Origin of the sequence: Caulobacter hibisci, from assembly GCF_016135805.1 — a bacterium.
Lineage (GTDB): Bacteria > Pseudomonadota > Alphaproteobacteria > Caulobacterales > Caulobacteraceae > Caulobacter > Caulobacter hibisci.
In genome coordinates this window covers 307,740-333,292 of record NZ_JADWOX010000002.1, presented here as the reverse complement: position 1 = coordinate 333,292, position 25,553 = coordinate 307,740, and the positions used below count along the sequence as shown (strand labels likewise).

At 70.0% G+C, this 25,553-nt stretch carries 25 protein-coding genes and 1 tRNA gene; 14 read left to right on the top strand and 12 right to left on the bottom strand.

Annotated elements, in window-relative coordinates:
• The first annotated feature begins 68 nt into the window (after positions 1 to 68).
• The 10 genes from I4Q42_RS04615 to I4Q42_RS04570 are packed head-to-tail and all read left to right on the top strand — an operon-like array spanning position 69 to position 9,412.
• Positions 69 to 1,982, top strand: coding sequence for a TonB-dependent receptor plug domain-containing protein (locus tag I4Q42_RS04615; RefSeq protein WP_198574888.1), 1,914 nt, complete (start codon positions 69 to 71; stop codon positions 1,980 to 1,982).
• Entirely contained in the window at positions 1,982 to 2,968 is a 987-nt protein-coding gene (gene cobD / locus I4Q42_RS04610) for a threonine-phosphate decarboxylase CobD (protein ID WP_198574887.1), read from the top strand. The genes I4Q42_RS04615 and cobD overlap by 1 nt, the downstream gene beginning before the upstream one ends.
• On the top strand, positions 2,965 to 3,570 hold the full coding sequence (cobO, locus tag I4Q42_RS04605; RefSeq protein WP_198574886.1) for a cob(I)yrinic acid a,c-diamide adenosyltransferase: 606 nt from the start codon (positions 2,965 to 2,967) through the stop codon (positions 3,568 to 3,570). Before cobD ends, cobO begins: the two co-directional genes overlap by 4 nt.
• The gene (locus I4Q42_RS04600; protein WP_198574885.1) at positions 3,567 to 4,424 is read left to right on the top strand and encodes an ABC transporter substrate-binding protein; all 858 of its coding nucleotides are present in this window, start codon (positions 3,567 to 3,569) and stop codon (positions 4,422 to 4,424) included. The genes cobO and I4Q42_RS04600 overlap by 4 nt, the downstream gene beginning before the upstream one ends.
• Positions 4,421 to 5,407 (top strand): FecCD family ABC transporter permease, encoded by a 987-nt coding sequence (locus I4Q42_RS04595; RefSeq protein WP_198574884.1) that lies wholly within the window; start codon positions 4,421 to 4,423, stop codon positions 5,405 to 5,407. Before I4Q42_RS04600 ends, I4Q42_RS04595 begins: the two co-directional genes overlap by 4 nt.
• A complete protein-coding gene (locus I4Q42_RS04590) occupies positions 5,404 to 6,186 on the top strand; it encodes an ABC transporter ATP-binding protein (RefSeq protein WP_198574883.1) in 783 nt (260 codons plus the stop codon). The genes I4Q42_RS04595 and I4Q42_RS04590 overlap by 4 nt, the downstream gene beginning before the upstream one ends.
• Positions 6,179 to 7,135 (top strand): adenosylcobinamide-phosphate synthase CbiB, encoded by a 957-nt coding sequence (cbiB, locus tag I4Q42_RS04585; protein WP_198574882.1) that lies wholly within the window; start codon positions 6,179 to 6,181, stop codon positions 7,133 to 7,135. Before I4Q42_RS04590 ends, cbiB begins: the two co-directional genes overlap by 8 nt.
• Positions 7,132 to 8,157, top strand: coding sequence for a nicotinate-nucleotide--dimethylbenzimidazole phosphoribosyltransferase (gene cobT, locus I4Q42_RS04580; RefSeq protein WP_198574881.1), 1,026 nt, complete (start codon positions 7,132 to 7,134; stop codon positions 8,155 to 8,157). The genes cbiB and cobT overlap by 4 nt, the downstream gene beginning before the upstream one ends.
• Positions 8,154 to 8,912: an adenosylcobinamide-GDP ribazoletransferase gene (cobS, locus tag I4Q42_RS04575; protein WP_232792855.1), complete on the top strand. Its 759-nt coding sequence runs from the start codon at positions 8,154 to 8,156 to the stop codon at positions 8,910 to 8,912. The genes cobT and cobS overlap by 4 nt, the downstream gene beginning before the upstream one ends.
• Before the next feature lie 38 nt (positions 8,913 to 8,950).
• Positions 8,951 to 9,412 (top strand): tyrosine phosphatase family protein, encoded by a 462-nt coding sequence (locus I4Q42_RS04570; protein WP_232792854.1) that lies wholly within the window; start codon positions 8,951 to 8,953, stop codon positions 9,410 to 9,412.
• Here I4Q42_RS04570 and I4Q42_RS04565 read toward each other — a convergent pair.
• The 4 genes from I4Q42_RS04565 to I4Q42_RS04550 all read right to left on the bottom strand — a co-directional run bounded on the left by I4Q42_RS04565 (position 9,402) and on the right by I4Q42_RS04550 (position 13,902).
• A complete protein-coding gene (locus I4Q42_RS04565) occupies positions 9,402 to 10,397 on the bottom strand; it encodes a Csu type fimbrial protein (protein WP_198574879.1) in 996 nt (331 codons plus the stop codon). The genes I4Q42_RS04570 and I4Q42_RS04565 overlap by 11 nt on opposite strands.
• Positions 10,372 to 12,684: a fimbria/pilus outer membrane usher protein gene (locus I4Q42_RS04560; RefSeq protein ID WP_198574878.1), complete on the bottom strand. Its 2,313-nt coding sequence runs from the start codon at positions 12,682 to 12,684 to the stop codon at positions 10,372 to 10,374. The genes I4Q42_RS04565 and I4Q42_RS04560 overlap by 26 nt, the downstream gene beginning before the upstream one ends.
• Positions 12,685 to 12,748: 64 nt before the next feature.
• Entirely contained in the window at positions 12,749 to 13,456 is a 708-nt protein-coding gene (locus I4Q42_RS04555) for a fimbrial biogenesis chaperone (RefSeq protein WP_198574877.1), read from the bottom strand.
• Complete coding sequence (locus I4Q42_RS04550; protein WP_232792853.1) at positions 13,456 to 13,902, bottom strand: Csu type fimbrial protein; 447 nt, start codon at positions 13,900 to 13,902, stop codon at positions 13,456 to 13,458. The genes I4Q42_RS04555 and I4Q42_RS04550 overlap by 1 nt, the downstream gene beginning before the upstream one ends.
• 644 nt (positions 13,903 to 14,546) lie before the next feature.
• On the opposite strand from I4Q42_RS04550, the gene I4Q42_RS04545 reads away from it, so the two are divergent.
• The gene (locus I4Q42_RS04545; protein ID WP_198574875.1) at positions 14,547 to 14,780 is read left to right on the top strand and encodes a DUF3606 domain-containing protein; all 234 of its coding nucleotides are present in this window, start codon (positions 14,547 to 14,549) and stop codon (positions 14,778 to 14,780) included.
• A 6-nt stretch (positions 14,781 to 14,786) separates the two neighbouring features.
• Here the strand turns inward: I4Q42_RS04545 and I4Q42_RS04540 are convergent.
• Positions 14,787 to 14,862: transfer RNA gene (locus I4Q42_RS04540), tRNA-Ile, on the bottom strand.
• Positions 14,863 to 15,022: 160 nt separating this feature from the next.
• Between I4Q42_RS04540 and I4Q42_RS04535 the strand changes: the two genes are divergently transcribed.
• Positions 15,023 to 15,763, top strand: a complete 741-nt coding sequence (locus I4Q42_RS04535) for an SIMPL domain-containing protein (RefSeq protein ID WP_198574874.1) — start codon at positions 15,023 to 15,025, stop codon at positions 15,761 to 15,763.
• Positions 15,764 to 15,874: 111 nt separating this feature from the next.
• On the opposite strand, the gene I4Q42_RS04530 is transcribed toward I4Q42_RS04535, so the two are convergent.
• A complete protein-coding gene (locus I4Q42_RS04530; RefSeq protein ID WP_198574873.1) occupies positions 15,875 to 16,336 on the bottom strand; it encodes a hypothetical protein in 462 nt (153 codons plus the stop codon).
• A complete protein-coding gene (panD, locus tag I4Q42_RS04525; protein WP_198574872.1) occupies positions 16,336 to 16,692 on the bottom strand; it encodes an aspartate 1-decarboxylase in 357 nt (118 codons plus the stop codon). The genes I4Q42_RS04530 and panD overlap by 1 nt, the downstream gene beginning before the upstream one ends.
• Positions 16,693 to 16,881: 189 nt before the next feature.
• Here panD and I4Q42_RS26320 point away from each other — a divergent pair, with 189 nt between their 5' ends.
• Positions 16,882 to 17,508: a hypothetical protein gene (locus I4Q42_RS26320; protein WP_198574871.1), complete on the top strand. Its 627-nt coding sequence runs from the start codon at positions 16,882 to 16,884 to the stop codon at positions 17,506 to 17,508.
• Between the two features lie 5 nt (positions 17,509 to 17,513).
• Positions 17,514 to 18,401: a M23 family metallopeptidase gene (locus I4Q42_RS04515; protein ID WP_198574870.1), complete on the top strand. Its 888-nt coding sequence runs from the start codon at positions 17,514 to 17,516 to the stop codon at positions 18,399 to 18,401.
• On the opposite strand, the gene I4Q42_RS04510 is transcribed toward I4Q42_RS04515, so the two are convergent.
• The 5 genes from I4Q42_RS04510 to gor all read right to left on the bottom strand — a co-directional run bounded on the left by I4Q42_RS04510 (position 18,398) and on the right by gor (position 25,550).
• Positions 18,398 to 19,252, bottom strand: coding sequence for an alpha/beta hydrolase (locus I4Q42_RS04510; RefSeq protein ID WP_198574869.1), 855 nt, complete (start codon positions 19,250 to 19,252; stop codon positions 18,398 to 18,400). The genes I4Q42_RS04515 and I4Q42_RS04510 overlap by 4 nt on opposite strands.
• Positions 19,253 to 19,423: 171 nt before the next feature.
• Entirely contained in the window at positions 19,424 to 21,214 is a 1,791-nt protein-coding gene (locus I4Q42_RS04505) for a long-chain-acyl-CoA synthetase (RefSeq protein ID WP_198574868.1), read from the bottom strand.
• Positions 21,215 to 21,430: 216 nt separating this feature from the next.
• Positions 21,431 to 22,810, bottom strand: coding sequence for a class II 3-deoxy-7-phosphoheptulonate synthase (locus I4Q42_RS04500; protein WP_198574867.1), 1,380 nt, complete (start codon positions 22,808 to 22,810; stop codon positions 21,431 to 21,433).
• A gap of 83 nt (positions 22,811 to 22,893) precedes the next feature.
• Positions 22,894 to 24,156, bottom strand: coding sequence for an O-antigen ligase family protein (locus I4Q42_RS04495; protein ID WP_198574866.1), 1,263 nt, complete (start codon positions 24,154 to 24,156; stop codon positions 22,894 to 22,896).
• Entirely contained in the window at positions 24,153 to 25,550 is a 1,398-nt protein-coding gene (gene gor, locus I4Q42_RS04490; RefSeq protein ID WP_198574865.1) for a glutathione-disulfide reductase, read from the bottom strand. Before gor ends, I4Q42_RS04495 begins: the two co-directional genes overlap by 4 nt.
• Positions 25,551 to 25,553: the final 3 nt, after the last annotated feature.

Sequence of the window (25,553 nt, the reverse complement as noted above, 5' to 3'; positions counted from 1 at the left end):
ATGGCGACGCTTCGGTCCGGGCGTGTTCACGAGAACACGCTCCTTCTTGTCGCGCACGGAGGAATGACATGCGCCCTGTTTCCCTGCTGGCCCTGGCGGCCGCAGTTCCCGCCCTGGCCCTGCCCGGCCTGGCTTTCGCCGACACGGCCGTGGCCGAGGTCGACCAGGTGGTGGTCACCGCCGGCCGCGAGCCTGAAAAGCTGTCGGAAGTCTCGACCAGCATGACGGTGATCGACGCAGAGGCCCTCAAGAAGGCCCAGGCCGTCGTGATCTCCGACCTGCTCTCGCGTACGCCGGGCGTCACCGTCACCCGCAACGGCGGCGTCGGCGGCACGACCCAGCTGCGCATCCGCGGCGCCGAGACTGACCAGACCGTGGTGCTGATCGACGGCGTCAAGCTGAACGATCCGTCCTCGACCGGCGGCGGCTACAACTTCGCCACCCTGCTGGCCGGCAACGTCAACCGCATCGAGGTGCTGCGCGGCTCGCAGTCGACCCTGTGGGGCAGCCAGGCCATCGGCGGCGTCGTCAACCTGCTGACCGCCACGCCCAGCGGCCCGCTCACCACCCAACTGGCGACCGAGGTCGGCTCGCGCGACACCGCCTACGGCAACGCCGCGCTCAGCGCCGGCGGCGACTGGGGCGGCTGGCGCATCGCCGGCGCCTACTACACCACCGACGGCGTCTCGGCCTTCGGCAAGTCGTACGGCGGCAAGGAGAAGGACGGCTACCGCAACGCGGGCGTCAGCGGCCGCCTGGACCTGAACCTCACCGACTGGGCCACCATCGACCTGCGCACCTCCTATGCCGCCTCGAAGAACGAGTTCGACGGTTTCCCAGCCCCGACCTACGCCTTCGCCGACAGCCCCGAGTACGGCAAGACCAAGGAGCTGGTCAGCTACGCCGGCGTGCGCCTGAGCGCCTTCGACGGCGCGCTGAAGAACCGCCTCGGCTTCGGCTACACCCAGACCGACCGCGACAACTTCGATCCCAGCTCGTCGGTTCCCAAGACCTTCGACGCGCGCGGCACCAACAAGCGCTTCGAGTACCAGGGCACCTGGCAGGTCAGCGAGATCCTTCGCGCGACCTTTGGCGCCGAGACCGAACGTTCGTGGTTCCGCACCGCCTCGCCGGCGGAATGGGACCCCAACCCCACGCCCGACAGCCACGCCGCGCGCACCGACAGCCTGTACCTGCACCTGCGCGCCCAACCGGTCGAGGGCCTGACCCTGACGGGCGGCGTGCGCCAGGAGGACCACTCGGCCTTCGGCGACGCCACGGTCTACCAGGCCGGCGCGTCCTATTCGCCCAACGGCGGCGTCACGGTGTTCCGCGCCAACTACGGCGAAGGCTTCAAGGCTCCGTCGCTGTACCAGCTGTACAGCATCTACGGTGACCAGAACCTGCAGCCCGAGGAGTCGGAGAGCGTCGACCTGGGCGTCGAGCACAGCGTGCTGAACGGCCGGGTGCGCGCGGGCCTGACCTGGTTCCACCGCGACATCACCAACCAGATCGACTACGTCTCCAACAACACCCCGCCCAACTACGGCGGCTACGCCAACTTCGCCAAGACGGAGACCAGCGGCGTGGAACTGGAGACCACCATCGAGGTGACCTCGTCGCTGAAGGTGACGGCCAACTACACCAACATGGACCCGATCAACCGTTCGGCCACCAACAACGGCAAGCGCCTTCCGCGTCGGGCCGGCGAAACGGCCAACCTGAACGCCGACTACGACTGGAAGAGCGGCCTGACCACGGGCGTCTCGGTGCAGTACGTGGGCGAAAGCTACGACAACGCCACCAACACCCGTCGCCTGAAGAGCTACGCTCTCTTCGACCTGCGGGCCGCCTATCCGGTCAACGACACCTTCGAGGTGTTCGGCCGCGTCGAGAACCTCTTCGACAAGGAATACGAGACCATCTACCGCTACGGCTCGGTGGGCCGTGGCCTGTTCGCCGGCGTGCGGGCGAAGTTCTGATGACCGGCGCGCCGTCGTCCCTTTCCGGACACGGCGGCCGCCTGGCGGCGGCGCGAGCGCGTTTTCCGGACGCGCCCGCGCCGTGGCTCGACCTGTCGACGGGGATCAACCCCCGCCCCTACCCGATCCCGCCGCCGGCCCTCGAGGAGTGGGGCCGCCTGCCCGACCCGACCGACCTGGCGCGATTGGAGACCTTGGCGGCGGGGGCTTTCGGCGTCGACGATCCCGATCGGGTCGTCGCCGTTGCGGGAAGCGAGGCGGCGATCCGGCTGCTGCCGTGGTTCCTGCCGCACGATCGCGTCGCCCTGGCGCCCCCGACCTACGCAAGCCACGCCGCTGCCTGGCGCGCGGCGGGGACGGAGATCGTCGGCCATCCGGGCCCCGACGACCTGCGGGTGCTGGTCAATCCCAACAATCCCGACGGCGCGGCTCTGCCCGCCAAGCACGTGCTGGCGCTGCTGGTCTCGCCGCTGGTGGTCGACGAGGCCTTCGTCGAGTGCGAGCCGGCCCTGTCGGTCGCCGCCCAGGCCGGCGCGCCCGGCTATGAGCGGCTGATCGTGCTGCGCTCGTTCGGCAAGTTCTATGGCCTGGCGGGCCTGCGCCTGGGCTTCGTGATCTGCTGCCCTTCCGTGGCCCGCCTGTTGCGCGAGGCCCTGGGCGACTGGCCCCTCTCCGTGCCTGCCCTGGCCGCCGGCCTGGCGGCCTATCCCGACAAGGCCTGGGCGGACGCGACGCGCACCAGACTGGCTGGAGACGCCGCACGCCTGGACGCCTTGCTCGCCGGCGCCGGCTTCGAGATCATCGACGGGACGAGCCTGTTCCGCCTGACGCGGGCAACCGATGCGCCAGCGCGCTTCGAGGCCCTGGCGCACGCCGGGATCCTCACCCGCCCCTTCGATCACGACCCGAGCCTGCTACGCTTCGGCCTGCCCGGAACCGACGCCGACTGGGCGCGCCTGACGGCGGCCCTGGAGACCCCGCGATGAGTGAAGACGTCAACACCCAGCACGCCGAAGCCATGCGCGCCCTCAAGGCCGAGCGCGACGCGCTGATGGAGACCAAGACCCTGGAGAAGGGTCTTCTGCTGGTCCACACCGGCGACGGCAAGGGCAAGTCATCGGCCGGCTTCGGCATGGTCGCCCGCTCGCTGGGCTGGGGCATGCAGGTGGGCGTGGTGCAGTTCATCAAGGGCAAGTGGAAGACCGGCGAGCGCCTGTTCTTCAGCCGCTTTCCCGACCAGGTGCGCTACCGCGTCATGGGCGAGGGCTTCACCTGGGACACCCAGGACCGCGAGCGCGATATCGCCGCCGCCAGGGCCGCCTGGGAAGAGAGCAAGGCGATGATCGCCGATCCGACGCTCGACTTCGTGCTGCTGGACGAGATCAACATCGCCCTGCGCTACGACTATCTCGACATCGACGAGGTGGTGGAGGTTCTGAAGGCCCGTCCCAACGACAAGCACGTCTGCCTGACCGGCCGCAACGCCAAGCCGCAGCTTCTGGAGATCGCCGACCTGGTCACCGAGATGACCCTGGTCAAGCATCCGTTCGAGCAGGGCTTCAAGGCCCAGCGCGGGGTGGAGTTTTGACGGGCTTCAGTCGCCGTGTCGCTCTGGGCGCGGGCCTGTCCGTCGGCCTCGGGGCGTCCACGCCCTGGACGCCGGTGAAGAAGCCGCGCCTGGTCTCGCTCAATCCGTGCCTGGACGGGGTGCTGGTCGAGATCGCCGACCGCGACCAGATCGCCGCCCTCAGCCACTACGCCCGCGACCCGCAGCAGTCGAGCATCGCCGAGCGCGCCAAGTCCTACCCGATGACCTACGAGAGCGCCGAGGAGGTGATCGCGCTTCGGCCCGACGTGGTGCTGAGCGCCGCCCACTCCTCGCCCGCCACCCGCGCGGCGCTGAAGCGGCTGGGCGTGCGGGCCGAGCTGTTCAAGGTGCCCAACAGCTGGGCCGAGAACCAGGAAGACATCCGCCGCATCGCCGCCGCCGCCGGCGAGGTCGCACGGGGCGAGGTGCTGATCGCCCGCATCGACAGGGCCCTAGCCGCCGCCGCTCCGCCGCCGGGATCCAAGCCGCTGGAGGCCCTGGTCTTCCAGCCCAACGGCTTCGCGGCCGGCGAAGGCACGCTGGTGGACGAGATGCTCAAGCGCACGGGATTCGTGAACGTCGCCAGCCGCTATGGCCTGAAGAAATGGGGCAATGTTCCGCTGGAGCGGCTGCTGGCCGATCCGCCGCAGGTGCTGCTGGCCGGACAGGCCCGCCCCGACGCCCCGACCTGGGCCGAGCGCATGCTGAACCACCCCGCCCTGGCGGCGGTAAGCGACCGGATGACCCGCGCCACCTTCCCCGAGCGGCTGCTCTATTGCGGCGGCCCGACCCTGATCGACACCGCCGCGACCCTGGCGGCCGCCCGCCGCCAAGTGCTGAAGGCCCGCGCATGAGCCATACTCGACGTTCCTGGCTGCTGATCGGCGGGCTGCTGCTCGCCGTCACGGTTCTTTTCGGCCTGTCGCTGATGAGCGGCCGGGTCTGGGCGCCGTGGAGCGCCTGGGTCGACCGCGCCGATCCGCGCTGGGCGATCATCTTCGAACTGCGCCTGCCGCGCACCATCCTGGCCGTGGCCATCGGCGCGGCCCTGGGCCTGTCGGGGGCGGCCATGCAGGGCTACACCCGCAACCCGCTGGCCGATCCGGGCGTATTGGGCGTCTCGTCGATGGCGGCGCTGGGGGCGGTGCTGAGCCTCTATCTGGGCCTGGCCTTCACGGCGACCTGGCTGCTCCCGGCCTGCGCGGTGCTGGGCGCGGCGGGCGGCGTGGTGCTGATGCTGGCCCTGGCCGGCACGACGGGCGGCACAGTGACCTTCCTGCTGGCCGGCGTGATCCTCAACACCGTGGCCAGCGCCGGCGTCGCTCTGGCCCTGTCGCTCGCGCCCAATCCTTGGGCGGCGCAGGAGATCATCAGCTGGCTGCTGGGCTCCCTGGCCGACCGCAGCGTCGACGAGGTGCGGCTAGCCGTGCCGCTGATCATCGCGGGCCTCGCCGTACTGCTGACCCTGGGCCGGTCGCTGGACGCCCTGACCCTGGGCGAGACCGGCGCCGCGGCCCTGGGCGTCAACCTGTCGGCGGTTCGGGTGCTGCTGGCTGTCGGCGTCGGTGTCGCCTCGGGGGCCAGCGTGGCGGTGACCGGCCTGATCGGCTTCGTCGGCCTGATCGCCCCGCACCTGGTGCGGCCGCTGGTCGGTCATAGACCGGGGGCGTTGCTGATACCCGCGGCCCTGGCCGGCTCGGCCCTGGTGCTGGCCGCCGACATCGTCGTGCGGCTGACGCCTTCGGCGGCCGAGATGCGCCTGGGCGTGGCCACCGCCGCCGTCGGCGGGCCGTTCTTCCTCGTCCTGCTGATCACCATGCGCCGGAGGATCGGATGACCGTCGCCACGCTTTCGGCCGAGAACCTTTCCGTCACCCTGGGCGGCCGCCCGGTGCTGCACGGGCTCAGCGCCCGGTTCCGCCCCGGCGAGGTGACCGCCGTGGTCGGCCCCAACGGCGCGGGCAAGTCGACCCTGCTGGCCTGCCTGGCCGGCCTGCGCAAGCCGGACGCCGGAAGCGTCAGCCTGGGCGACGCGGCGCTCGCCTCCCTCTCCCATCGCGAGCGCGCCCGGCGCATCGGCTTCCTGCCGCAGACGCCGGAAGTGGCTTGGTCGGTGGATGTCGAGACCCTGGTGGGCCTGGGCCGCACGCCGCACAGCGGGGCGCGGGGCCTCTCCGAAGCCGACCGCCTGGCCGTGGCGCACGCCATCAAGCAGACCCACCTCGAGGACCTGGCGCTGCGCGAGGTCAAGAGCCTGTCGGGCGGCGAGCGCGGCCGGGCCCTGTTCGCCCGCGTGCTGGCCGGCGAGCCCGCCTGGCTGCTGGCCGACGAACCGCTGGCGGGCTTGGATCCCGGTCACCAGCTGGACGCCGTGGACCTGATGCGCGACTTCGCGGCCAAGAACGGCCAGGGCGTGGTCATGACCCTGCACGACCTGGCCGTGGCCGCGCGCCTGGCCGACCGGGTGCTGGTGCTGGTCGACGGACGGCTGATCGCCGACGGTCCGCCGCGCGAGGCCTTGACCCCGGATGTCCTGGCCAGGGCCTACGGAGTCACGGCAAGGGTGGTCGAGGGCCAGACCGGTCCGCTGATCGAACTCGTGGGACGCCATGGCTGAACCCCTGCTGCTCGCGCCGCCGCTGGCTCTGCTGATCGAGGCCCTGGTCGGCTATCCGGCGGCCCTGCATTCGGCCGTGCCGCATCCGGTGACCTGGATCGGCAAGGCGATCGAGGCGATGGAGCGGCGCTGGAACCTGCCGGAGACCTCGGAGGTCCGCCGCAAGGAGCTGGGCGTCGTCACCGTGGCGATCCTGATCCTGAGCGCGGTGCTGATCGGCGGGTTCGTGGAGTCGATCTTCGACAGCGGCCTGCTCGCGACGCTGCTGGTGGCGCTGATCGCCACCCTGGGCCTGGCCCAGCGCAGCCTGCACCAGCACGTCATGGCCGTGCTCGACCCGCTGGAGGCCGGCGACCTGCCCGCCGCGCGCGTCGCCGTCGGCCGGATCGTCGGTCGCGACATCGAGGACCTCGACCTGCACGGGGTCACGGCCGCGGCGCTGGAGAGCCTGGCCGAGAGCTTCAACGACGGGGTCGTGGCCCCGGCCTCGTGGCTGACCCTGTTCGGCCTGCCGGGCCTGTTCGCCTACAAGGCGGTCAACACCGCCGACAGCCAGATCGGCCACATGGAGCCGCGCTGGCGGGCCTTCGGCTGGGCGGCGGCCAAGACCGACGACGTGATGAACTGGGTCCCCGCGCGCCTCGCCGGCCTGCTGATCTGCCTCGGGGCCGGCTGGAAAGGCTGGGACGTCATGCGGCGCGACGCCCGCAAGCACGCCTCGCCCAACGCCGGCTGGCCCGAAGCGGCCATGGCCGGGGCCTTGGGCGTGCGCCTGGGCGGCCCGGCGCGCTATGACGGCGAGACGACCGACCGCCCGAGTTTCGGCGACGGCCGCGCGCCGGACCTCACCGACCTGCGCCGGGGCCTGCGGATCTATCGCCGGGCCTGCGCCCTGCTGTGGCTGCTGGCGGCCCTCGCCTGCCTGGGCGGCTGGAGACTGGTTCAATGACCTTCGTCCCGCCGCCCATCGTCGCCGTTGATCGCGGCCTGGAAGTCGAACTGCGCGGCAAGCTCGACGGCAAGGCCAAGCCGCCGGGCTCTCTGGGCCGGATCGAGGATCTGGCGGTGCGGCTGGGGCTTATCGACAACAGCCTCTCTCCCCGCGCCGCCACGACCGCCCTGGTGGTGTTCGCCGGCGACCATGGGCTGACCGAGGAAGGCGTCTCCAGCTATCCATCGAGCGTGACGGTGGCGATGGTCGGGCTGTTCCTGGCGGGACGGTCCAGCGTCAGCGCTTTCGCCAAGGCAACAGGCGTCTCGGTGAAGGTGGTCGACGCCGGAGTCGCGGCGGCGCTGCCGGCCCATCCCGGCCTGATCGACGCCAAGATCCGCCTGGGGGCGCGCAACGCGGCGCGCGAACCGGCGCTGACGCCCGACGAAGCCGCCCTGGCGCTCACGCGCGGGATCGAGATCGCCGGCCGCGCCCTGGAGACGGCCGACGTGCTGGCGATCGGCGAGATGGGCATCGGCAACAGCTCGGCCGCCGCGCTCGTTATGCACCGCCTCGCGCCAGCCCCGCTGGAGGCCTGCGTCGGCCTAGGCACGGGCCACGACGAAGCCGGTCTGGCCCGCAAGACCGCCGCCATCGCCCGCGCCGCCGCCCGCAGCGACGCGAGCGAACCGTTCGCGGTGCTGGCCGAGTTCGGCGGCTGCGAGATCGCCATGATGGCCGGCGCGGTGCTGGGCGCGGCGGCGCGACGTCGGCCGGTGCTGGTGGACGGCTTCATCGCCACCGCGGCGGCCCTGGCGGCCGTGCGTCTGGTCCCCGAGGCCCTGGACTATTGCATCTTCGCCCATGGCTCGGCCGAGAAGGGCCATGGCGCCATGCTGGCCGCCCTGGGCGTCGAGCCGCTGCTCGACCTTGGCCTGCGTCTCGGCGAAGGCACGGGCGCTGCGCTGGCCGCCCCGCTGCTGGCGGCGGCCGCCAATCTGCTGACCGAAGTGGCCGATCTGGCCGACGTGCTGGGATGATCGCCCGGCAGGTCAGCCTGCTGCTCTGCGCGGTGCAGTTCCTGACCCGGCTGCCGACCCCGGCTCTGCGCGGTTTCGAACCCGACTGGATCACCCGCTCGGCCCGCTATTTCCCGCTGGTCGGGCTGCTGGTGGGCGGGATCTGCGCGCTCGTGCTGCTGGCCGCCAGCCAGGTCTGGAGCGGCTGGGTTCCGGCGATCCTGGCCCTGGGCGCGGGCTTCCTGCTGACCGGCGGCTTCCATGAGGACGGCCTGGCCGACACCGCCGACGGCCTGGGCGGAGGCCAGACCGCCGCGCGGCGGCTGGAGATCATGAAGGACAGCCGGGTCGGGACCTACGGCGTGCTGGCCCTGGTCACGGTGCTGGGCGGCAAGGCGGCAACCCTGGCGAGCCTGACGCCGATGCAGGCCGCGCTGGCCCTGTTCGCGGCTCACGGCGTCGGACGCGTCGCGGCCGTCATGGCCATGGCCGCCCTGCCCCATGTCAGCGACCGGACCGACGCCAAGTACAAGCCCGCGCCCGACGGCGTGAAGCCGCTGGAAGTGCTGGTCGCGGCGCTGCTGGGCCTGTGGCCGCTGTTACTCGCGCCGCCTCTGGCCGCCCTGACGAGTTTGGCGCTTGCCGCCGTCCTGGCGCTTGCGCTGGCCCTGCTCGCCCGCCGCCTGATCGGCGGCTATGTCGGGGACGTGCTGGGCGGGATCGAGCAGGTCGCCGAACTGGGCGCACTGCTGGGCTTGGCGGCGTTGCTGGCGTGATCCTGACGGTCTGCCCTCTGAGCCGCCTGGCGGACCACTTGGCCGCGCACGAACCGTCGCACGTCGTCAGCCTGCTGTCGCCGACCGCCGAGCCGCCTGAAGTGGCGGCGGTCGAGCGGCTGCACCTGTCCTTCCACGACATCGCCGAGCCCCGCGCCGGCCTCGTCGCGCCCGACGCTCCCCTGATCGCCCAACTGCTGACCTTCGCAGAGACCTGGAACGGCGCGCGGTCGCTGCTGCTGCACTGCTACGCCGGGGTCAGCCGCTCGACGGCGGCGGCCTATATCCTGGCCTGCGAGCAGTTGCCCGAGCGGGACGAGGCGGAACTTGCCCAGGCGCTGAGGGCCTTGTCGCCTTCGGCCACGCCCAACGCGTTGATGATCGCCCTGGCCGACGCGGCGCTTGTGCGAAATGGCCGGATGATCGCCGCCGTGAGGGCCATCGGCCGAGGCGCCGAGGCCTTCGAAGGCGCGGCGTTCGCCTGGGACCTCAGTAGGTGACCGTCGCCACCACCTGGTCGCCATAGGTTCCCGGGGCCGGGGTCGTCTGGGCGGGCACGCGGCCGTAGAGGGTCTGCGGCTGGGCCCCGCCGGTGCCCGTGCCGCCGACCGTCTGCCCGCCGCTCGATCCCCAGGGCGAGCTGCGCGGCTCGTCCTTGTAGATGCCGTAGGTGACGTACTGGGCGCCGGCCTTCATGCGCCGCGCCGTGGCCGAGGTTCCCTGCTGGCCGTTGTCGAGGCCGATGGCGTAGGGGGTGTCCTTGGTGCAGGTCACCGACATGGCGCTCTGGGCGTCCTTGTCGGCGGCGAGCACCCCGGCGTTGCCGAAGTTGATGTTGCCGGTCGAGATCGTGCAGTCGGGGATCAGGGTGGCGCTGAAGGTGAAGGTCGCCGGCACGACCGCGTAGCCGACGGTCACGCCCGCGCAGCTCAGGAGGTTCAGACCCCAGAAGAAGTTCTGGCCGGTGAAGCTGGTCGAATAGGCGCCCGGCACGGTGGTGGTCGTGGTCGTCAGCCGCAGATAGACGGTCTGGTTGACGTTGATCGACGTCCCTGCGCCCGGACTGGCGGTGATGGTGGGCACGGCGCCGAACGCCAGCAGGCTGGACGATCCCCAACTCTGGGTGCGACCAGCGTCCTGATAGATCTGGAAGCCCATGGTCGCGCCGCCGGGACCGGCCATATAGCGCAGGCCCGAGCCGTTGCTGCCGCCCGAGCCGGCGTCCAGGTTCGGACACAGCGAATAGCTCAGAAACGACCCGAGGCCCGTGCAGCTGAAGTTGAGGTTGGCGGTGGCGTCGACCGTGCCAGCGGTCAGCGGGCTGAGGGTCGAGCCGAGATTGACGCTGGAGACCGAGGCCGTGCAGCTGGCGGCGGCGCGGGCCGAGGACGGGGCTCCGAACCAGGCGAAGGCGGCGATCAGCAGCCCGGCCAGCGCCATCAGGCGCAAGCCCCGGACCTTAGCGGCAGACGGCGTCGACGACACGGCGGCCTCCCTCGTTGACGGCGCCGGCCAGGGCCAGGCGCGCGGCGCATTCGCCGCCGTCCTCGACGACAACGCGCAGGTCGGCGTCTTCGGTGACGCCGGTCAGGAAGGTCTGGCCGTCGTAGCCGACGATGGCCCGTTCGGCGACGCCGGCGCGGATCACCTCGGCGCCGGGCGAAATGAAGCTGCCGTCCGGACGGCGCAGGGTCAGCAGGACGGCCGGCAGGCTCTTGGCGACGCCGAAGCGGACGATCGCGCCGCCATTGGCCATCGGGACGACGGAACGCTCGGTCTGGGCCGCTTCCAGCTCAAGCGGCAGGTCCTGGCTGTCGATCGACAGGCGGTTGACGTCGAAGGCTTCGAGATTGCGCACCAGCAGGCGGCCGTTGCGGTCGCTGCGGCCGACCTTCTGGTTCTGGTAGAGCACCGGCACGTCGGGCGCGCCGACCTCGACCAGAGCAAAGGAGCCCTCCAGCCGGTTGGTGGGGGCGACCGCGCCGCCGAGCCAGGCCACAGCGCCGTCCACCTGCAACTGGCCGCGCACGGCGCCATGGGCATATTGGCCGGCGACCGAGGCGCGCGCCCCGCGACCGCGATAGGCCGCCTGGACCTCCAGGCCCTGGCGGGCGCCCTGCTCGAGGCGGGCCCGCCAGCCATAGGTGCCGTCGGCCTGGGTCTCGGCTCGGCTGGCCTCGACGAAGGCCGTCGTGTCGCCGCCCTGCACCTGGACGCCTGCGGTGGACGAGCCGCGCGAGCCCAGCGGCACCGACAGGCCCAGAAAGGCGCCGGCGTCGCGTCGCTCGCCCTTGCTGACATAGCCGGTGACATAGGCCGTCAGGCGCTCGCCGAAGCTGTGGCGCAAGGAGCCGCTCCACACCTGACGACGCGGTCCCGAGGCTGCGGTCTGGGCGCTGTAGGATACGCTGGCCACCGGCGCGTCGCCCTGGCGCATCAGCAGGGCCAGGCGCAACGGCGCCGAAACAGTCAGTTGGTCGATGGCGCGCGGCGGATCGTCGCCGCCCATCTTCCAGTTGCGATAGTAGGACGGGCGCGAGGTCACGGCGGCGAGATCGCGATAGCCGGCCGAGGCGCGCATGCTCATGCCCGAGACGTAGAAGCCGGCGAAACGGCTGTCGAAGACCACGGCGGCCAGGGCGCCTGTCCGGTCGTCGGCGTGACTGGCCGCCGCCGAGGCCGACACCACGCCCAGCCCGCCAACCTGGGCCGTCAGTCCGCCTCCCGCCTGGACGAGGCCAGCGCCGGCCTCGGCATGGGCCTCGACCGTCAAGGCGTCGAGCAGGCCGTAGCGCAGGCTGGTCGAGGCGATCGGCGAGGCGGCGTAGTCGGCGGATTCGACGCCATAGCCGCGACGGGCGAAGCCGGCCTCGGCCGAGAAATCGGCCAGTCCCTTGCGCAGCAGCAGCGGCGTGGCGAAGAACGGCGCGTTGACGGCGACCTGGCGCCCCGCGGCGTCGGCCAGCACCAGGCGCACGTTGCTGTAACCCTGGCCCGACGGCAGGCCCTCGATCTCGATCGGCCCCGCCCCCACCGGACGGGTCAGGATGCGGGTGTTGTTGACGTAGAGCTCCAGCGTCGAGGGCGCGGCGGCCGTGGCGGCAAGGCGCGGCGACGGCATGGTGACGATGTCGGGCCGGGTGGCGAAGTCGCGGCGCAGCTGAATGCCGGCCATGCGGATCGGGCGCGTCCAGGCGAAACCGCCGTTGATGTAGTCGCCGCCCCGGACGCCGAGCATGCGGCGCGGATCGTACCAGGACCAGGTGGTGTCGAGGCGCACCATGTTCGAACTGCCCCCGGCCTGGCTGGCCGAGAGGCTGCTGGCGAAGGTTCCGAAACGGCCGAAGACGCGGGCGTCGAGCGCCAGCCCCAGAGACTCCACGCCCAGGTCGTCGTCCGCGCCGGTCTGGCCTCCGTCGGCGGAGAAGACGTAGTTCAGCACCGCGCCCAGGTCCTGGCGCGGGGCCCCCGCCCGGGCATGACGGACGGCCAGGTCGAAGCGCTGGACGACCAGGCGCTCGACATCGGCCGTGACCATCAGGCGCTGGCCGATGTCGTCATAGGCGGCCGACAGGCCCTCTACGGTGGAAAGATCGACATAACCCGTGCCCGCGGCGGCCAGGCCCACGGCCCGCATCTCGTCGGCGCGCATCTCCAGCCGGGCGTCGCTCTCGCGCGCGACGGCGGCGACGAGACCGGTGTTGCGGCCGTTGATCCAGACTTCCAGCTGAAGGTCTTCGCGCATGGTCTCGACCGCCTTCAGGTCGGGCATCGGCAGGTCCTGGGCCAGGGCCGGCGCTCCGAAAGCGGTGAAAGCGAAGCTGAGGAGCGCTGCTTCAGTCGCTCTTGAGCGGCGCATCGATCGGCCCGGTGTCGGTGTCGGCGATCAGCCGCGCGCCGGCGGCGGGCTGAAACGCGCCCGCGGGCCAGGAGACTTCCGCTCCAGGCAGAACATAACCCACAAGGCCCTTGCGTTCGGCGAGGACCGCTCCGGAGGCGTCGCCGATGCGCAGGTTGGCCAGGCGCAGGCGACGGGCGCCCGTGTTGCGGCCGACCAGGGCCGCGCCGCCGTCCTCCGACGGCCGCAGTTTCCATTCGATCTTGGGCCGCTCACGGCCCGAGCCGAAGAACAGCGGGATCGAGTGGCGCATCAGCAGGGTGACCTGCCGGCCGGCTTCGCTGAGCGGCGGCGGCAGTTCATCGACGATCAGGCGGTAGGATTCCTCGGCCTCGGGCGGGCGGCCGTCGAGGCGCACGACCCGAACCGTGCGGCTGGCGCCGGCCTCGACCTTGGCGATCGGCGGGCTGGCGACGACGCCGTTGGCGGGCACCAGCACGTCTCGGCCATTGGCCTGGGTCCAGCGGAACACCCGGATCTGGACGTTCAGGGCGGCGGCGTCGTCGTTCTGCAGCGTCAGGGTGGTCGCGTTCTGGCCTGCGGGCAGGTCCAGGCTCACCGGGCTGACGCGCAGCGACGCGGCGGTCGCTTGCGCGCCGCCAAGCGCGGCCAGGGCCAGACCGGCCAGGAGGGCGGCCGCGCGCATCAGTAGGTGATCGTCACCGCGACGAGGTCGCTGTACGCGCCCTGGGCCGGGGTGGACTGGGCCGCGACGCGGCCATAGGCGGTGTAGGACTGCACGGCGCCGTTGCCGGTGCCGGCCTGGGTGTCGACGTTCTGGGTCACGCCCCAGACCTGGGTGCGGCTCGCGTCTCGGTAGAGGCCGTAGTTGACGGTGTCGTTGGCGGCGCTGGTCATCTTGCGCGCGGCCACCGAGGCGCCCGTGCCCGCCCCGGCGCTCAGGGCGACCGTGTAGGGGGTGGAGTTGGTGCACTGAACGCCGATGGTGCTGGTGGTGTCGATATTGGCGTCGATGACGCCGTGCGACCCGAAACTCAGGTTAGAGGCCGACTGCACCTTGCATTCGCCTTGAATGGTCAAGTTGACCTGAAAAGAACTGGACGCCGTCGCGGCGGTCGCTGAACCAGACATCGCCATCAACGTCATCGTTCCGATGACGAAAACTGAAGTCGCTATTTTTTTCATGTCCGGCCGCCCCTTCTGGAAATTCGAACAACATTTCACTCGCCCAAGGATTGCGCTGCTCGCCCTTGCCGAGTGATTAACGAGCATTAGGGGTGGACTGCGACGGCCGGTCGCACAGGTTGCGCTCTCCCTGACAGCGATAGGCGCTCTCGGCTTCCCTCAAAAGTGGTGGAAAGTCCATTTTCGGGACGCGGAAAGATTGAGCCGCAAAAGGAAACGTCGGTTTTCGAGCAAGATTATAAAAGCTTGGCCGCGCACCCGAAAAATGACCATCTCGGCAAGGCCGGCCCTTGTCGCAGAGGCAACTTGTCGCACCCCGCAACCGCAGGAATATCGCGGGAGATGACGTCTCGACGCCTGGTTTCGACAAAAGCGGGAGCGCCGCTCCAAGCCGAGGCGAGCGCCCACGGGCAAGATCAGGACGCTCGAAAGGCGCATCACCGCAGCGCCGTCCGATCCCCGCGGCCTCGCCTCTCCCCCAGATAGGCCGCCGGCCGTCGCCTCGCCCCCTCCCCCGACCCTGGCGAGGCGGCGGCCGCAGGCGGGAACGCCCGTGCGCGCCGCGCCTTCCTTGCTGAAAGGAGATCGCCATGCCCGACGCCGACCCGATGAAGATCATCCCTACCGCCCGCAAGCCCGACCTGACCGACCAGGGCGACATCGCCGCCGGCCAGGGCGACGACAGCATCGACCTGCAGGAGCCCCGCACGGTCCGCTACTGGACCGAGACCCTGGGCGTCAGCGAAGAGCAACTGCACACGGCGGTGGAGCACGCCGGCGCATCGGTTGAAGAGGTGCGGAAATACCTCGGCAGTCACAGCTGAAAGGTTTGGTAGGCCCGGAGGGACTTGAACCCCCAACCAGACCGTTATGAGCGGTCGGCTCTAACCATTGAGCTACAGGCCCCCATGGACCGCGCGGACAGGAGAGTCGGCGTGGGCGAGGACGGCTCGATTAGCATGGGCTGCACGCGGCTTAAAGGTGCGGTTCAGGTTGAGTTTGCGACACGGGAACCAACCGCTGGGCGGCGCACTGTGGCGTCCTGTCCCGCGCTTGGAGAACGAGCATGACCCCGACCCGCAAGACCGCCCTGGCCATGGCTTCCTTCGGCGCCGCCGTCCTGGCCCTGTCGGCGCTGCCGGCGAGCGCCCAGAGCGCCAATGACGCGGCCTTCCGCGCCACCACCTTCAACCTCTCGGCCTCGGGCGAGACGGTGATCGCACCGGACATGGCGACCATCACCCTGGGCGTCCAGACCGACGGCGCCAGCGCCCAGGCGGCCCTGTCGGCCAACGGCGCGGCAATGAACAAGGTGGTCGCAGCGCTGAAGAAGGCCGGGATCGCCGAGCGCGACATCCAGACCTCGAACCTCAACGTCAACCCGCAGTACGTCTACGAGCAGAACCAGCCGCCGCGCCTGACCGGCTACCAGGCCAGCAACCAGGTGACGATCCTGGCGCGGGATCTCGCCAAGCTGGGCCAGACGATCGACGCGGCCGCCTCGGCCGGCGCCAATACCGTCGGCGGGATCAGCTTCGGCCTGCAGGATCCGCAGAAGGCCGAGGACGCCGCGCGCGTGAAAGCGGTCGAGGCCTTGAAGGCCAAGTCCGAGCTCTATGCCCGGGCCACCGGTTACAAGGTGGTGCGCCTGGTCAGCCTGAACGAGGCTGGCGGCTATACGCCCGTCCAGCCGCCCATGCCGATGTTCGCCATGGCCAAGCGCGAGATGGCCGATTCCACGTCGATCTCGGGCGGCGAGCTGAAGGTGCGGATCGAGGTCAGCGCGACCTACGAGGCGCGTCAGTAAGGCCTGGTGCGTGGTCCTCGTCCTTCGACGAGCTCAGGATGAGGACCATTGCACGGCCGGTACATCAGAAAACCTCACCCTGAGCTTGTCGAAGGGAGAGGTTTTCGCGTCTCAGAACCCGGCGCGGACGAAGGCCCGTTCGACGCGGTCCTGGACCTCGATGCCCGGCAGGGCGCGCTCGCCTTCCATGACGGCGACGTAGCGCAGGCCGGAGACGGCGCGGCCCTTGCCCGCCGGGACCGGGCCCATGGCCCAGCCGACAGTGTTGGCGCCGGCGCTGTCGCAGCTGATGAACCTGGCGGGCGTGGAGAGGTTGGCCTTCAGCACCTCCTGCGCCGTCGTGACCTGGCCTTCGCAGGTCGGCAGGTTGCGCGAGCAGGTGATGTAGCCGCCGCCGGTCCAGACCGTCTTGCCCTTGGCGTCGGCGATCAGCACGCAGGTCGAGGCCGAGCCGATGGCCCGGCCGACCTGCTCGGTAAGGGCGCCCTGGTCCACGGTCTTGGGCAGCTTGGGGCCGCAACCGGCCAGCGCCACGGCGCCGGCCAGCAGAACCAGGACGGCACCGGATCGCATCAGGCGGCCTTCTTGACGACGTTGCCTTCGTCCAGCAGCACGACGGTCGGAGCGTAGTTGCGCGCCTCCTCGGCCGGCATCTGGCAGTAGGTGACGACGATGACGGTGTCGTTCTTCTGCACCAGGCGGGCGGCGGCGCCGTTGACGCCGATCACCTTCGAGCCGCGCGGGGCCTCGATGGCGTAGGTGGTGAAGCGCGCGCCGGTGGTGATGTTGAGCACGTCGACCTGTTCGTTGGGCAGGATGCCCGAAGCGTCCAGCAGATCGCGGTCGATGGCGATCGAACCTTCGTAATCGAGGTCGGCCTGGGTCACCGTGGCGCGGTGCAGCTTGGCCTTCATCATGGTCAGAAACATGGCGACGCCCCTTCTTATCTCGTTGAACTACTGGGATTTCGCAAGGTCGCCACACACATGACCCGCGTTCAGTCACGGCCATATAGACAGGAAGGGGCTTGGGTTCAATCGCAGCGCAGCACGGGAAAGGTTAACAGTCGCCCCGCTCTCGGCTAAGGTCGCGTAACGGCGTGATGCGAGTGGGCGTTCATGCGGACTTGGATGGGGTTGGCGTTGGCGGCCGGAATGGTCGCGGCGGCCGGTCTGGGGGTGGCGTTTTCCCAGACCAGGGTGGATCCGGCGACGGGCCCGGCGACGCGGGCGCCGGTCGCCGTCGCGGCGGCCGTGGCGCGTCCGCGATCGGCGGTGGACTGGCAGGGCGCGGTCGGCGGGCTGCGGCGCTCTGGAGGCGCAGGCGACAATCTGGCGGCCAATCTCGACCGGGCGGCGGTGGACCGCACCCGCTTGCCGATCCTGCTGCCGGTCGACGCCAAGCTGACGGCCGGGGCCCGGATCTATTCCTTCGGCGACTACTACACGATCACCGCCGACGCCAAGGGCGCGGGGGTGTCGCTCAGCGGCACGACGGCGGTGATCCCGACCGCCAAGCCCCTGAAGGTCGAGGTCGGTCCCGAAAGCCTGACGGTGCAGCGCACGGTGGACGGCCAGCTGGCCAGCTTCGTGCGCTACGGCGTGCTCTACACGGTCGAGGTGCGCTGCGACGCGCCGGGCGACCTGCGCTGCGCCGACGACAACTACGTGCTGGGCCTGGTCGGCAAGACCACGGCCGTGGTGCTGGGCGCGGCCGCCCGGGCCGAAGCCGGGCTGGGAGGCTGACGGCCATGCGCCCCTCCCCGCTCCTGCCGCTCCTGGCCGTCCTGCTGCTGGCGGCCTGCAACGACGATCCGCCCCCCGCTGGAACCGGAGGAGAGGTGAAGACCCCAGCCTCGACGGCACCGTCATCGCCGACGCCGGACGACGCCCCTGCCGACGGCGGCGCTGAGCAATCGGCCGACGAGCCGCTGCCGCCGGGCGAGACTACGCCGCCCGGCCCGGCCGAGCCGGACGCCGGCCTCTCCTTCGGCCACCAGCCGCCGGGCGTGCTGCCGGCCGGCCAGGGCGCGGGCTATCTCGACCGCACGGTCTGGGCGCCGGCCATGTGCTGGCCCTTGCAGGAGGCCGGTTATCCGAACTCGCAGGTCTATGGCCACGGCGGCGGCATGGGTCCGGGCGGCGGTCAATGCGACGGGGTGAACTACGCCCTGCCCTGGCGCGACAACTTCTGCGAGGCGCGCTCGCGGGCCAATCCGCTGTGCGGCGGCTCTGGGACCGGCCACCAGGGCCAGGACATCCGCCCGGCCACCTGCAAGAAGAACCAGCACTGGGCCGTCGCGGCCGAGCCGGGGATCGTCACCGACATCGGCAGCTACACCGTCACCCTGGTCGGCTCGGCAGCCCCGCACCGCACCTATCGCTACCTGCACATGCAGATGGCGGCCCTGGCGGTGAAGGAAGGCGACAGCGTCGTCGCCGGCCAGAAGCTGGGCAAGGTGGCCAACGACTTCGGCGGCGCGGCCACGACGATTCACCTGCACTTCGAGATTCGCGCCGGCCTGGCGGGGGTGACGACAGACGGCAAGCCGGTGACGCTGAACACCTTCCTGCCGCCGTATTTGAGCCTGGCCCAGGCCCATCAGCGCAAGCTGAACGGGGGGACCTGCGGGAGCTAGGCGGCCGCCGTCTTCAGGAACGCCGTCATCTGCGCCAGCACCGGCGCCTTGCCTCGGAAGGGCCGCGACAGGGCCAGCAGCGGCGCGGCGTGGTCGAGGCCGGGATAGACCTGCTCCTCGACGGTCGGGCCGGCTTCGCGCAGGGCCTGGGCCAGCTTGCGGGTGTTGCGAGGCCGGACCGTGGTGTCTGCCTCGCCCGTGGCCAGGAAGGCGGCCGGGGCGTCGGGACGGACGAAGCTGATCGGCTGGGTGGCCGGCAGGTCGGGGGCGTCGCCGAAGGTGCGGGTGGTGATCTCGCCGTCCAGCGGCAGGAAGGCATAGGGGCCCGACAGCCCCGCGAACGCCTTCACCGCGCCAGGATCGACGCCGGCGGCCCGCAGGTAACGCGTATCGAGCGCCAGCATGGCGGCGATATAGGCCCCTGCCGAATGACCGGCCAACAGCAGCCGGGACGGATCTCCACCCAGGCCGGCGGCGTGATCGACGGCCCAGCGCACGGCCAGGGCTGCGTCTTCCAGGAAGCTGGGGAACCGCACCTCGGGATAGAGCCGGTAGTCGGGCACGACGACCAGGAAGCCCTGGGCGGCCAGCGCTCGCCCCACCCAGCCGTAGTCGGCCCGGCGGCCGGAATTCCAGGCGCCGCCGTAGAAGAACACCAGCACCGGCGCGCCCCTCGCCTCGCCGGGCGGTGCGTAGACGTCCAGCCGCTGGCGCGGATGCTCGCCGTAGGCCTCGCCGCGCAACGGCGATGCGGCCGTATCCTTGGGCGTCAAGGTGGCGAAAAGGCCCAGCGGCGAGCAGGCCGAAGCCAGGCCCGCCGCCAGGGTCGCCAGACCCGTCCGGCGCGTCATTCGAAGATCCATGCGTAGGTCCGTTCCCTCAATAGGCAAGGTACGGACGCCACGACCGCTCTGGATGCGAAAACCTCGTCCTTCGACAGGCTCAGGATGAGGTTTTCTAATGCGCGGCCTAAACCATGGCCCTCATCCTGAGCTTGTCGAAGGACGAGGGTCACGCTGTAGCTAGAGCTTGAACCCGCCCGCGACGATCTTGGCGTGGACCGTCTTGGTGATCTTCACATAGCCCTTGCCGGGCTCGCGGAAGTACAGCGGATCCTTGATCTTGGCCGGATCGAAGCCTTCCTGGACCAGATCGATCTTGCGGTACTTGAAGGTGCCGGTGGTCTCGATCTCGGGCTGCAGGCGTACGAACACCGGACGGGCGTAGGCCGGCATCTCGCGGTCGACATACTCGGCCAGCTTGTCGATCTCGAACTCGAGGCCGACGACCAGCGAGGCCATGCCGGCCTTGCCGTCGAGGTCGCCCACCGGCACGCCATAGACGTTGATCTCTTTCACGCCCGGGAACCCGGCCAGGCGCTCGGAGACCTCGCTGGTGGCGACGTTCTCGCCCTTCCAGCGGAAGGTGTCGCCGATGCGGTCGACGAAGTAGATGTAGCCTTCGCTGTCCTGGCGCATCAGGTCGCCGGTGCGGAACCAGGCGTCGCCCTTCTCGAAGACGTCGTGCAGCACCTTCTTCTCGGTGGCGGCCTTGTCGGCGTAGCCGGTGAAGTTGGAGCGGGCGTCGCTGGCGATATGGCCGATGCACTCGCCGATCTCGCCGGGCTTGACCTCGACGCAGCAGCCGTTGGGGCCGCGCACCGGGGTCTCGGTCTCGACGTCGAACTTGACGATGCGGATGTTGAACTTCTTGCGCAGGTAACCCGGGACGCGGCCGATGGCGCCGCGGCGGCCGTCGAAGTTGAACAGCGAGACGTTGCCTTCGGTCGCGCCGTAGAACTCCAGCACGCCGCCGACCTTGAAGCGGTCGAGCATGTCGTCCCAGACGTCGGGGCGCAGGCCGTTGCCGAAGATCAGGCGGATCTTGTGGGCGCGCTCGTGCTCGTTCTCGGGCTGGTTGGCGAGGTAGCGGCACAGCTCGCCGATATAGACGAACATGGTGCACTTCTCGGCGACGATGTCGCTCCAGAAGGAGGTGGCCGAGAACTTCTTGCGCAGCACGACGCTGCCGCCGTTCAGCAGGGCCGCGCCCATGGCGCAGAGGCCGCCGGTGGCGTGGTAGAGCGGCAGGGTGACGTAGATGCGGTCGGTCGGCCGCGAGCCCGTCGAGCCGGCGAAGCCGCGCATGTAGAGCTGGGCGCGCATGTGGGTGATGCGCGCGGCCTTGGGCAGGCCGGTGGTGCCGCTGGTGAAGATGAAGAGGGCCGTGTCCTTGGCGGTCAGGCCGTCGCGGGCCGTCAGGCGATCGGGGCGCAGCTGGCTGCAGCTCTTCAGGGCGTTGACGAGGTCGCGCTGGTCGCCGTGGGCCGGGCCCAGGATCCACTGCTGAATATGACGGCCCAGCTGCTCCTTGACCTGCTCGAAGCAGGGCGAGGTCTCCGGGTCGACGATGCAGTGCAGCGCCTGGGAGATGTTGAGGCAGTGCGCCAGCGCGGCGCCCGTCAGTTGGTTATTGATGAGAGCGGTCGCGACGCCGACCTTCGAAAGGCCGTACCAGATGGCCAGGTACTCGGCGCGGTTGGGCATGAACAGGGCGACGGTCTGGCCGCGGGTGATCCCTTGGCCCTTGGCCCAATGGGCGTAGCGGTTGGCGATCGCGTCCAGCTCGGCATAGGTGATCGTCTTGCCTTCGAAGGTGATTGCCGGGCTCGAACGCCACTTGTCCACCGCCGCCTCGAGGTCGTCGCAGATCAGGTTGTCGCTGTCGGGCGCAATCGACTTCACGCGCTTGAGGGTACGGGTCAGCCCCTTGAGGAACCGCCACTCCCGCTTCAACTTGGCCTGCAGACGCATATATTCACTCCCTTCAAACAACCATTGGAGAGCGCCGGGCGAGCGGTCAAGTCGTTGGAAGGTCTTGCGTGTGCATCTGCGAAACGCAATCGCTCGCAGTGGCGAAATCGTCTCCCATGCCGTAGGGGCACTATTGAAAGGGCCGCGTGGAACTGATCCACGCGGCCCCTTTGGTCTCGGATTCGAGGCTTACCTTAAGGTCAGCCTGATCTATGCCTAGCCGTTGGCGGCCTTGCGCTGGTCGTCGCGGGCGGCCTTCAGCTTCTCGGCCACCAGGAAGGCGAGCTCCAGCGCCTGCTCGCCGTTGAGGCGCGGGTCGCAATGGGTGTGGTAACGGTCGGCGAGGTCGGTCTCCGACACGGCGCGGGCGCCGCCCAGGCATTCGGTGACGTTCTGGCCGGTCATCTCCAGGTGCACGCCGCCCGGATGGACGCCTTCCGAATGGGCCACTTCCACGAAGGTCTTCACTTCGGAGAGGATGCGGTCGAACGGACGGGTCTTGTAGCCGGTCGAGGCCTTCAGCGTGTTGCCGTGCATCGGATCGGTGGCCCAGACCACCGAGCGGCCGGCGGCCTTGGTGGCCTTCATCAGGCGCGGCAAACGGTCGGCGATCTTGTCTGAGCCGAAGCGGCCGTACAGGGTCAGGCGGCCCGGCTCGTTGTTGGGGTTCAGTACGTCGATCAGGCGCAGGAGGTCGTCGCCCTCCATGGTCGGACCGCACTTGAGGCCGATCGGGTTCTTCACGCCGCGCATGAACTCGATGTGGGCGCCGTCCAACTGGCGGGTGCGCTCGCCGATCCACAGCAGGTGGGCGCTGGTGTCGTACCAGTCGCCCGAGGTGCTATCGACGCGGGTCATGGCTTCCTCGAAGCCCAGCAGCAGGGCCTCGTGGCTGGTGAAGAACTCCACGCGCTTCAGGTCGGGCTGGGTGTCGGGGGTGACGCCGACGGCCGACATGAAGGTCAGGGCCTCGGAGATTTTCTCCGACAGTTCGCGATAGCGCGCGCCCTGCGGGCTGTCGCCGACGAAGCCGAGGGTCCAGCGGTGGATGTTGTAGAGATCGGCGTAGCCGCCACTGGCGAAGGCGCGCAGCAGGTTCAGGGTCGCCGCCGACTGGCCATAGGCCTTCAGCAGACGGTCCGGGTCGGGCAGGCGCTCGCCCTCGTTGAAGTCCATGCCGTTGATGATGTCGCCCCGATAGGACGGCAGGGTCACGCCGTCGATCGTCTCGATCGGTTCGGAGCGCGGCTTGGCGAACTGGCCCGCGATACGGCCCACCTTCACCACCGGCTTGCCGCCGGCGAAGGTCAGCACCACCGCCATCTGCAGGATCAGGCGGAAGGTGTCGCGGATGTTGTCGGCGTGGAATTCCTTGAAGCTCTCGGCGCAGTCGCCGCCCTGCAGCAGGAAGGCCCGGCCCTCGGCCACGTCGCCCAACAGGCTCTTCAGCCGGCGCGCCTCGCCGGCGAACACCAGCGGCGGCATCTGGCGCAGGGTCTGCTCGACCCGCTCGACAGCGCCGGCGTCCGGATAATCCGTCGGCACGTGCTTGGCGGGCTTGGCTCTCCAGGTCGCGGGGGTCCACCGGGTGGTCATGATGATCTCGAAGGTTCTAAAGGGGAGCGCTCATAGCGCACCCCGGGGACAAAAGCAAAAATCGTGCGGCAAACGACTGTAATTTAACCCAGCGGGGAAATTTCGACCAACTCGTCGCCGTATTCGCTGCTCGACCGCCGCAGCGCCACGCAGGCGACGATGGCCAGGGCCCCTATCGCGATCCACCACTCCTGCCAGACGCCGAAGCTGAGCGCGCCGATGACGAGGTAGCTGGTCAGGGCCGCGCCCGCCGTCGCCGCCGAGCCGCGATCGGTCTCGGCCGTGCGGGTGACGCCATAGGCCAGCCAGCAAAAGAAAGCGCCGGCCAGGGCCGCGCCGACCGCGCCAAGCTCGAGCCACAGCTGGAGCTGGGCGTTGTGGGTGTGGAGAGGGATGGCGTCACCGAAGGTGCGACTGGCGTCCAGCCCCCAGCCCCGGAACGGATGGGTCTGCACGTGATCGGCCGCGAAGGCCCAGATGTTCAGGCGCGCATCCCAGGACGGCGGAACCAGGCCATGCAGCCAGGCCCAGAAGCCGGTCTGGATAGCGGCCAGCACCGCGATCGGCGCCACGACGAAGGGTACGGCCACGGCCAGGGTCAGCACGCCCCCGCCGGCCTTTCCGCCGAACTTGATCAGCGCCCAGACCAGCAGGCCGACGCCGAGCGCGACCAGGCAGGAGTCCGCACTCGCCAGCACCGAGGCGGCGATCACCCCGGCCAGCAGCAGCACCACCGCGGGGTGCTTGCCCCGCCGCGCCAGGGCGGCAGCGGCCGGCCAGAACAACACCGCCAGCACGTAGCAGCCGATGCCGATCTTCACCTTGGCGATGTCGGGGCGAACGGGATCGCCGGTCAGCTCCCGAAGCTTCTGAAAGATCTTCGCCCCGATCAGGGCGTCGCCGCCGACCAGGATCGCCAAGGCCAGAACCCCGAAACCAATGAAGGTCGAGGCCCGGTCGGCCGCCCGCGTCGACAGCCGCAGGGCCGCGGCCACGGCCGCCCCGTAGAGCGCCAGTTGCAGCAGCAGCTTGGCCGCGGTCAGCTTCTCAATGTCGTCATAGGCCTTCAACGAGCCTGGCGGCGGCGCGGCCGGGCTCCAGGTCATGCTCCAGGCGCCCCACAGGGCCAGCAACAGCAGGATCAGGGCCGGGGCGACAGGCGCTCGCGGACGCCCCATGACCGGCAGGGCCAGAAGACCGACCAGCGCCAGCAGCGGCGCGAACCCAAGCTGCGCGAAATAGCCCAGCACCGGGGTCATAACGAACAGCAAGATCATCACGCCGCCCAGCCAGGGCGTCGCCTTCCCGCTGTCGGGCAGGTTCTGGCGGAAGGTCGGCTCGCTCATACGCCGCCGACCTCGGCCGGCACGTATTTCTCGCGCATGGTCACCAGTTCCTCGGCCAGGGTCGGGTGGACGGCGCAGGTGCTGTCCCACTGCGGCTTGGTCACGCCCATCTTCACGGCGATGGCGGCCATCTGGATGATCTCGGGCGCGTCGGGACCGACCACGTGGACGCCGACGACCTGATCGTTGTCCTGACGGACGACCAGCTTGATCAGGGCCCGCTCCTGGCCGCCGTAGAAGGTGACCTTCATGGGCCGGAAGACCGAGCGATAGACGTCGACCTTGCCGAAGGCGTGACGGGCCTCGGCCTCGCTCATGCCCACCGCGCCGATCGGCGGTTGCGAGAACACCGCCGAGGCGACGAGGTCGTGATCGAAGCTCGTCGGGTTGCCGTAGAACTCGGTCTGGGCGAAGGCCGCGCCCTCGCGGATCGCCACCGGCGTCAGGTTGATGCGGTCGGTGACGTCGCCGACGGCCCAGATGCTGTCAACATTGGTCCTGGAGTGAGCGTCCACGGCGATGGCGCCCTTCTCGTTCAGCTTCACCCCGGCGTTTTCGAGGCCCAGGCCCTCGACATAGGGGTCGCGGCCGGTGGCGAACAGGACGACGTCGCTCTCGAAGGTCAAGGCGTTGTTGAAGGTGCTGACCAGACCGGTCTCGGTCTTTTCGATCGACTTGTGCGAGCAGCCCAGCACGACCTTTACGCCGCGCTTTTCCATCTCGTCGGCGAGGTGGGCGCGAACGTCGTCGTCGAAGCCGCGCAGGATGTTGGAGCCGCGGTAGCAGAGCGTGGTCTCGACGCCGAGCCCGGCATAGATGCCGGCGAACTCGACGGCGATATAGCCGCCGCCGACCACCAGCACCCGCTTGGGCAGGGTCGGCAGATGGAAGGCCTCGTCCGAGGTGATGCCGTGTTCGGCGCCTTCGAACGCCGGCCGCACCGGACGACCGCCGGTGGCCACCAGGATGCGCCTGGCGGTGTAGCGGCCAGCGTCGCCTTCCGAACCCTCCTTGGGCAGCACCTCGACGGTGTGGGCGTCGATGATGCGGGCCTTGCCGTGCAGCAGATGGGCGCCGGCCTTGCGCAGGTTGGTGACGTAGATGCCCGACAGGCGCGCGATCTCGACGTCCTTGTCGTGCAGGAAGGTCTTCCAGTCGAAGCTGGCCTCGCCGATCGTCCAGCCATAGCCCTTGGCGGTCTTCAGCTGGCTGGAGACCTCGCTGGCGTAAACCATGAACTTCTTGGGCACGCAGCCGCGCACCACGCAGGTGCCGCCGACCCGGTATTCCTCGGCCACGGCCACCTTGGCGCCCGACAGGGCCGCCAGCCGCGCGGCGCGCACGCCGCCCGAACCGGCGCCGATGACGAAGAGGTCGAAGTCGTACTCAGCCATCAT

Bases quoted from the DNA above. Each gene is read 5' to 3' on its own strand.
- I4Q42_RS04595 (WP_198574884.1), top strand. From the start codon at position 4,421: ATGAGCCATACTCGACGTTCCTGGCTGCTGATCGGCGGGCTGCTGCTC.
- I4Q42_RS04515 (WP_198574870.1), top strand. From the start codon at position 17,514: ATGCGCCCCTCCCCGCTCCTGCCGCTCCTGGCCGTCCTGCTGCTGGCG.
- I4Q42_RS04545 (WP_198574875.1), top strand. From the start codon at position 14,547: ATGCCCGACGCCGACCCGATGAAGATCATCCCTACCGCCCGCAAGCCC.
- cobO (WP_198574886.1), top strand. From the start codon at position 2,965: ATGAGTGAAGACGTCAACACCCAGCACGCCGAAGCCATGCGCGCCCTC.
- I4Q42_RS04590 (WP_198574883.1), top strand. From the start codon at position 5,404: ATGACCGTCGCCACGCTTTCGGCCGAGAACCTTTCCGTCACCCTGGGC.
- I4Q42_RS04550 (WP_232792853.1), bottom strand. From the start codon at position 13,902: ATGTCTGGTTCAGCGACCGCCGCGACGGCGTCCAGTTCTTTTCAGGTC.
- cobT (WP_198574881.1), top strand. From the start codon at position 7,132: ATGACCTTCGTCCCGCCGCCCATCGTCGCCGTTGATCGCGGCCTGGAA.
- I4Q42_RS26320 (WP_198574871.1), top strand. From the start codon at position 16,882: ATGCGGACTTGGATGGGGTTGGCGTTGGCGGCCGGAATGGTCGCGGCG.
- I4Q42_RS04555 (WP_198574877.1), bottom strand. From the start codon at position 13,456: ATGCGCGCGGCCGCCCTCCTGGCCGGTCTGGCCCTGGCCGCGCTTGGC.
- I4Q42_RS04495 (WP_198574866.1), bottom strand. From the start codon at position 24,156: ATGAGCGAGCCGACCTTCCGCCAGAACCTGCCCGACAGCGGGAAGGCG.
- cobD (WP_198574887.1), top strand. From the start codon at position 1,982: ATGACCGGCGCGCCGTCGTCCCTTTCCGGACACGGCGGCCGCCTGGCG.
- I4Q42_RS04615 (WP_198574888.1), top strand. From the start codon at position 69: ATGCGCCCTGTTTCCCTGCTGGCCCTGGCGGCCGCAGTTCCCGCCCTG.
- panD (WP_198574872.1), bottom strand. From the start codon at position 16,692: ATGTTTCTGACCATGATGAAGGCCAAGCTGCACCGCGCCACGGTGACC.
- gor (WP_198574865.1), bottom strand. From the start codon at position 25,550: ATGGCTGAGTACGACTTCGACCTCTTCGTCATCGGCGCCGGTTCGGGC.
- I4Q42_RS04530 (WP_198574873.1), bottom strand. From the start codon at position 16,336: ATGCGATCCGGTGCCGTCCTGGTTCTGCTGGCCGGCGCCGTGGCGCTG.
- I4Q42_RS04510 (WP_198574869.1), bottom strand. From the start codon at position 19,252: ATGACGCGCCGGACGGGTCTGGCGACCCTGGCGGCGGGCCTGGCTTCG.
- cobS (WP_232792855.1), top strand. From the start codon at position 8,154: ATGATCGCCCGGCAGGTCAGCCTGCTGCTCTGCGCGGTGCAGTTCCTG.
- I4Q42_RS04505 (WP_198574868.1), bottom strand. From the start codon at position 21,214: ATGCGTCTGCAGGCCAAGTTGAAGCGGGAGTGGCGGTTCCTCAAGGGG.
- I4Q42_RS04500 (WP_198574867.1), bottom strand. From the start codon at position 22,810: ATGACCACCCGGTGGACCCCCGCGACCTGGAGAGCCAAGCCCGCCAAG.
- I4Q42_RS04560 (WP_198574878.1), bottom strand. From the start codon at position 12,684: ATGCCCGACCTGAAGGCGGTCGAGACCATGCGCGAAGACCTTCAGCTG.
- I4Q42_RS04535 (WP_198574874.1), top strand. From the start codon at position 15,023: ATGACCCCGACCCGCAAGACCGCCCTGGCCATGGCTTCCTTCGGCGCC.
- cbiB (WP_198574882.1), top strand. From the start codon at position 6,179: ATGGCTGAACCCCTGCTGCTCGCGCCGCCGCTGGCTCTGCTGATCGAG.